At 63.4% G+C, this 4,752-nt stretch carries 5 protein-coding genes and 1 pseudogene; 5 read left to right on the top strand and 1 reads right to left on the bottom strand.

Going from position 1 to position 4,752, the window contains the following annotated elements; all coding sequences use genetic code 11:
• Together rpsB and tsf are read left to right on the top strand one after the other, a co-directional pair.
• The coding region (gene rpsB / locus EOD15_RS28720) for a 30S ribosomal protein S2 (RefSeq protein ID WP_127409064.1) at positions 1-353 on the top strand (353 nt) is incomplete at its 5' end.
• Between the two features lie 109 nt (positions 354-462).
• Complete coding sequence (tsf, locus tag EOD15_RS28715) at positions 463-1,383, top strand: translation elongation factor Ts (protein WP_127321483.1); 921 nt, start codon at positions 463-465, stop codon at positions 1,381-1,383.
• A gap of 21 nt (positions 1,384-1,404) precedes the next feature.
• Here the strand turns inward: tsf and EOD15_RS28710 are convergent, their stop codons facing one another.
• Positions 1,405-2,331 (bottom strand): LysR family transcriptional regulator, encoded by a 927-nt coding sequence (locus EOD15_RS28710; RefSeq protein WP_127321484.1) that lies wholly within the window; start codon positions 2,329-2,331, stop codon positions 1,405-1,407.
• 115 nt (positions 2,332-2,446) lie between these two features.
• On the opposite strand from EOD15_RS28710, the gene EOD15_RS28705 reads away from it, so the two are divergent.
• The 3 genes and pseudogenes from EOD15_RS28705 to EOD15_RS28695 all read left to right on the top strand — a co-directional run.
• Positions 2,447-2,983, top strand: coding sequence for a nuclear transport factor 2 family protein (locus tag EOD15_RS28705; RefSeq protein ID WP_127321485.1), 537 nt, complete (start codon positions 2,447-2,449; stop codon positions 2,981-2,983).
• A gap of 27 nt (positions 2,984-3,010) precedes the next feature.
• Positions 3,011-4,116: pseudogene (locus EOD15_RS28700) on the top strand (aldo/keto reductase).
• Between the two features lie 138 nt (positions 4,117-4,254).
• Positions 4,255-4,752: uridine monophosphate kinase (locus EOD15_RS28695; protein WP_148129676.1), on the top strand; the 498-nt coding region annotated here is incomplete at its 3' end.

The raw sequence follows: 4,752 nt of genomic DNA, 5'->3' as shown, positions 1-4,752 counted from the left end.
ACAAGGCGCTGGGCGGCATCAAGGACATGGGCTCGACGCCCGACCTGATGTTCGTGATCGACACCAACAAGGAAGCGATCGCCATCCTCGAGGCCAAGCGCCTCGGCATCCCGGTTGTCGCCATCATCGATTCGAACTGCGATCCGGACAAGATCGACTTCCCGATCCCCGGCAATGACGACGCGGCCCGCGCCATCCAGCTCTATTGCGATCTGATCGCCAAGGCTGCGATCGACGGCATCGCCCGCCAGCAGGGCGCGCTCGGCGTCGACATCGGCGCTTCGGTCGAAGCTCCGGTCGAACCCGCGCTCGACCCGGCTCCGGCTCCGGCGTCGGAAGCTCCCGAAGCTTGATAATCGAAGGCCGGTTGCGGCCTTCATCTTTCTCATATTCTGGCACGCTAAACAGACGCACCATCGAATACCGATGGTGCGTCGGTGCATTTAAAACAAAGAGGCGACAATGAGCATTTCGGCTGCACAGGTCAAAGAACTCCGCGACTTGACCGGCGCGGGCATGATGGATTGCAAGGCCGCGTTGACCGAGACCAACGGCAACATGGAAGAGGCCGTCGACTGGCTGCGCAAGAAGGGTATCTCCAAGGCCGACAAGAAGGCTGGCCGCACCGCGGCTGAAGGTCTGATCGGCGTCGACAATGGCGTGCGCGAAGCCGCCGTCGTGGAAGTCAATTCCGAGACCGACTTCGTGGCCCGCAACGCCGCGTTTCAGGAAATCGTCGGCAACGTTGCCAAGGTTGCGCTGGCCTATGGCACGACGGAGGCTGTGGCCGCCGCAAAGTATCCAGGTTCCGACAAGTCGGTTGCCGACACCATCAAGGACGCTGTCGGCACCATCGGCGAAAACATGGGCTTCCGCCGCTCGGCCAAGCTCACCGTCCCGCACGGCGCTGTCGCTACCTACGTCCACAACGCGGTTGCCGACGGCCTTGGCAAGCTCGGCGTGCTGGTCGCGATCGAGACCACGGGCAATGAGCATGCAGCCAACGCCTTTGGCCGCCAGGTGGCCATGCATGTTGCCGCCACCAACCCTCTGGCACTGACCGCAGAGCAGATCGATCCGGCCGCGGTCGAACGCGAGAAGGCGATCTTCTCCGACCAGGCGCGCCAGTCCGGCAAGCCGGAAGCGATCATCGAGAAGATGGTCGAGGGCCGTCTGCGCAAGTTCTACGAGGAAGTCGTGCTCCTGAAGCAGGCCTTCGTGCTCAATCCCGACATCACTGTCGAGAAGGCGCTGAAGGATGCCGAGAAGGACATCGGCGCCCCGGCCAAGATCACCGCCTACCTGCGCTTTGCGCTGGGCGAGGGCATCGAGAAGGAAGAGACCGATTTCGCCGCGGAAGTCGCTGCAGCGGTCAAGAAGTAAGCTGCCAAGCAGCTTTTCGGCTCAGGCAACTCGGCCGGGCGCTCGCGAGGGTGTCCGGCCGAATTCTTGTGTGACGTCGACAAAGGCGCGCAGCTTCGGTGCCATTGCCGCCCGGCGCGGAAAGTAGAGAAACAGGCCTGGTTCCTCGATTGCCGACTGCGGCAACACCTGGACAAGCCGACCAGCGGCCAGGTCGGCGCGCACCAGCGGCTCGAACACATAGGCCAGTCCCATTCCCGACAGCGCCAGGTCGATCGCGGCAAGCGAATCGGTGACGATGGCGGTGCCGCGCGTTTCCACGGCCACGTCCTTGCCGTCTTCCGTCAAATCCCAACGATAGACCGCGCCGGATCGCACCAGACGGTAGCCGATGCAATTGTGGGCGGCGAGATCGGCCAGGCTGTGCGGGCGGCCATGCCGGCCGATATAGGCTGGTGACGCTACGATGATCACCTGGAATGGCGGGGTCATCCGGATCGCGATCATGTCCTGCGCGATCATTTCGCCAAGTCTGATGCCGGCGTCAAAGCCTTCGCCGACGATATCGACCAATCCTTCATTGGCAAAGATTTCCACTGTCACATCCGGATAGCGCTCGGCCATGGCCGTCACCACCGGCGTCACCGCCATCGGGACGGCGATATGTGATACATTGATTCTGAGCAGTCCCGCCGGGCGACCCTTGATGCCGCGGATACGCTCCATCCGCTCGGCGATATCCTGCAGCGCGGGCTCGGCCGTCGCGATAAGCGCCTGACCGGCCTCGGTCAGCGATACGCTGCGGGTCGTGCGGGCAAAGAGCGGCTGGCCGATGCGCTCCTCCACAAGGCGTACAGCGTGGCTGACCGCCGAAGGGCTCATGCCGAGTTCGGCAGCGGCAAGCGCAAAGCCGCCTCGCCGCGCCACGGCGACGATAACGGGAAGGTGGCTGAGCAGGTCGCGATCCATTCATGCATAGTATCGCATAGTCCATGCGAATAATGCAATCTTTTTGATGCCGGCCTGTTGGCCCACATTGTCGCCAGCAAACCGGCGACGGGCCGATGCGCAAAGGAGAAGAGACATGAATGCATTGAGGTATGCCACCTTCGCGGCGGGTATCGCGCTGGCGCCGGTCGATGCCGGCGGAGCCGAATCGTCCCCTGAAATCGCGCTCGCCGATGAGCGCGCCGTCATCCGCATCGCCGATGCCATCGACCGCGCGGTCGATGCCCAGGATTGGCGGCTCGCCCGTAGTTACTTCGCCGACCGCGTCACCGTCGACTTCAGCAGCCTGAGTGGGCAGCCTGCGGCCACCATCGCGTCGGACGACCTGATCGGGACCTGGGCCGCCAACCTCAGGGGCAACAAGACCAGCCTGCACCTGCGCACCAACCATCAGGTCGCCATCGACGGCGACGCCGCGACTGTCTCCTCCAACGGCTACGCCTGGAACCGGATGGAAGGCAATGGCGAACCGCTATGGGAAGTCTGGGGCACCTACGAACACCACCTGACCCGTTCGGGAGCCGACTGGAGCGTGGACGGCTTCACATTCCGCATGACGCATGAACGCGGCAACCCGTGGGTCAAGACGACCCCCGGACAGGATCGGCATTGAAGATTGGATCAGGATCGGAGCGACATCATGACCATGCCCTTCTACACCCTTGGCAGCAGCGGGCTTCGTACACCCGGCTGGCGCTCGGAACCATGACCTTCGGCACCGAATGGGGCTGGGGCGCCGACAAGGAGACGGCCCGCGCCCTGGTCAATGCCTATGTCGAGGCAGGCGGCAATTTCTTCGATACGGCCGATGCCTATACCGGCGGCACCTCCGAGACCTGGCTTGGCGAGTTCGTTGCCGAACGCGGTCTGCGCGACAGAGCGGTGATCAGCACCAAGTTCAGCATGAATCTGGAGCAGGGCAATCCGAATGCCGGCGGCAACGGCCGCAAGAACATCATCCGCGCCGTCGAAGGCTCGCTGAAGCGGCTCGGCACCGATTATATCGACCTCTATGTCCTGCATGCCTGGGACAGGCTGACTTCACCGGAAGAGGTGATGCGGACGCTGGACGATCTGGTGCGCGCCGGAAAGATTCGCCATGTCGGTCTCTCCGACGTCCCCGCCTGGTACGCGAGCAGGGCGCAGTCCATCGCCGAGCAGCGCGGCTATGAACCGGTTTCGGCGCTGCAGCTCGAATATTCGTTGGTCGAGCGCAACATAGAGCATGAATTCGTGCCGTTCGGCACGCGCTATGGCGCCGGCATCATGGTCTGGAGCCCGCTGGCCAGCGGCTTGCTGAGCGGCAAATATCGTTCAGATACAATCAGCAACGCCGGCGGCAGGCTGGAGGCGATGCGCGGTTCGACCAATCCCGGCTTCCAGAAATTCACCGACCGCAACTGGGCAATCGTTGCCGAACTGGAAAAGGTCGCCGGCGAGCTTGGCCGCGGCATGGCCCAAATCGCCTTGAACTGGGCGGCAACGCGGCCCGGTGTCGCTTCGGTGATCATCGGTGCGACGAGGCTCGATCAGCTCAGGGACAATCTCGGCGCGCTCGATTTCGAGATTCCCCAAGAGCTCCTGGCAAGGCTCGACGCAGTCAGCCTGCCGGTCACGCCGTTCCCGTACTCGTTCTTCGGTCCGGAAATCCAGGGTGGCCTTACCGGGGGCCAGGCCGTCGGCTGCAAGCCTGCGGGCTATTTCCCCGACCTGCTCATGGAAGGTGCATTTGCCGGCGTGAGTTGACAAAAGGCGAGAGAATTCCGGGTCGGGCGCCGCGTGACATCGCGGCGTCCTTCGTGTATCGGAACGCCATTGTTTCGGTGGCGCGCCTGCGCGAGAGCAGCCACCCGGAACGCGCCACATGCAAATGAAGAGGCCCAGATGACGGTGAAGCCCCTCTACCGACGTGTCTTGCTGAAAGCGTCGGGCGAAGCGTTGATGGGCGAGCAGCATTTCGGCATTGACGTGTCAGTGGTGGATCGCATCGCCGGCGACATCGCCGAGGCGCGTGCATTGGGCATCGAGGTCGGCGTCGTCATCGGCGGTGGCAACATCTTTCGCGGCGTGGCCGTTGCCTCCAAGGGCGGCGACCGTGTTACCGGCGACCACATGGGCATGCTTGCCACGGTGATCAACTCGCTGGCGCTGCGCACGTCGTTGAACAAGATCGGCGTCGACGCCGTGGTGCTTTCGGCGATCGCCATGCCCGAACTTTGCGAGAGCTTTTCGCAGCGCCAGGCGACCGCCTACATGAACCAGGGCAAGGTGGTGATCTTTGCCGGCGGCACCGGCAATCCATTTTTCACCACTGATTCGGCCGCGGCCCTTCGCGCCGCTGAAATCGGCGCCGACGCGCTGTTCAAGGGCACTCAGGTCGAC

It is taken from the genome of Mesorhizobium sp. M7A.T.Ca.US.000.02.2.1 (assembly GCF_003996995.1).
Classification (GTDB): Bacteria; Pseudomonadota; Alphaproteobacteria; order Rhizobiales; family Rhizobiaceae; genus Mesorhizobium.
Note: the sequence above shows the minus strand (reverse complement) of the source record. Positions and strands in the feature narration are given on the sequence as shown.